Source organism: Pseudomonas boreofloridensis (assembly GCF_030580795.1).
Taxonomy (GTDB): domain Bacteria; phylum Pseudomonadota; class Gammaproteobacteria; order Pseudomonadales; family Pseudomonadaceae; genus Aquipseudomonas; species Aquipseudomonas boreofloridensis.
Genome location: NZ_JAUQOQ010000045.1, coordinates 1 through 1362 on the forward strand (window position 1 = coordinate 1; position 1362 = coordinate 1362).

Sequence of the window (1362 nt, forward strand, 5' to 3'; positions counted from 1 at the left end):
GGAGAGTGTCAGATTTTTTGTGTGCGGGCCGCTAACGGCCTGCCGTCAGGCTGGCCATGCTTTTACCAGGTCGGCCTGATAAATCGATCTCCGTACAGAATCGCGAATTGATTCATCGCATTTTTCCAATCGTGAGCCGCTGAGCCCCAGTTTGCCGTGATGTTCCGCAGCCCCAGCCAGATCAGCTTGGTGGCGGCCTCATCCGTTGGGAAGTGACCACGCGTTTTAATGATCTTGCGTAGCCGGGCGTTGATGCTTTCGATCGCGTTGGTCGTATAGATCACTTTTCGAATGCCTGACGGGAAGACAAAGAATGGAATCACTCGATCCCAGGCTCTTCTCCATGCCGCAACTACCGTTGGGTACTGTTTGCCCCAAGGGCCGTTTTCAAACGCATCCAGTGCCTGCTCAGCTGCCTCGGCGTTGATGGCCTGATAGATCGGCTTGAGCGCTTTGGCCAGATCACGACGCTTATCCCACGCTGCATAATCGAGACTGTTGCGGATCAAGTGGACGATGCATGTTTGCAGCGTGGTGGCCGGAAACACGGCGCTTAGCGCCTCTGGCATCCCTTTGAGGCCGTCGGTGACGGCGATCAGCACATCCTCAACGCCGCGCGTCTTAAGGTCATTGAAGACCTTCATCCAGAACTTCGCACCTTCGGTATTTTCGATCCAGATCCCGAGAATATCGCGCGTTCCATCGGGTAGAACGCCCAGCGCCAAGTAAATCGCTTTGTTGCGCACAAGGCCTTCTTCGCGAATCTTGACTCGCAGCGCATCAAAGAAAATGACCGGGTACATCGGCTCCAGCGGCCGCTGTTGCCACGCGCCGATTTCCTCCATCACCTCGGCCGTGACCGAACTGATGAAGTCATGCGAAACATCCGTTCCGTATTGCTCGAAGAGGAATGCGCGAATTTCCCGAACGGTCATGCCTCGGGCATACATGGCGATGATCTTGTCATCGAAACCGGTGTAACGACGCTCATGCTTGGGAATCAGAATGGGCGCAAAACTACCGTCTCGATCACGGGGGATATCCAGCCGCAGCGGCCCCTCTCCAGTCAGAACCGTCTTGCCAGTCCTGCCATTGCGCTGGTTGGTTTCATCCTCTGGACGCTGCGCGCCCGGCAGATATCCCAGGTGGTGACTGAGCTCGGCGTTCAAGGCTCGTTCGATCAGCGCCTTCTTGAACGCCGCAGAGACGTCTTCGATAGCCTCCGCAGTCATCAGGCCCTCACCGAACTGCTCGAGCAGCTCCTTGGGGATTTTTGGTAGGTCACGCAGGGGTTTCTTCTTGGTTGGCATACATGCACCTCTTGCTCATTTTATGCCCGAACACAAAATTTCTGACATACCC

At 55.7% G+C, this 1362-nt stretch carries 1 protein-coding gene; it reads right to left on the bottom strand.

What is annotated here, in order from left to right:
• Nucleotides 1-62 precede the first annotated feature (62 nt).
• Nucleotides 63-1310, bottom strand: a complete 1248-nt coding sequence (locus Q6A47_RS22885) for an IS256 family transposase (protein WP_304485467.1) — start codon at nucleotides 1308-1310, stop codon at nucleotides 63-65.
• Nucleotides 1311-1362: the final 52 nt, after the last annotated feature.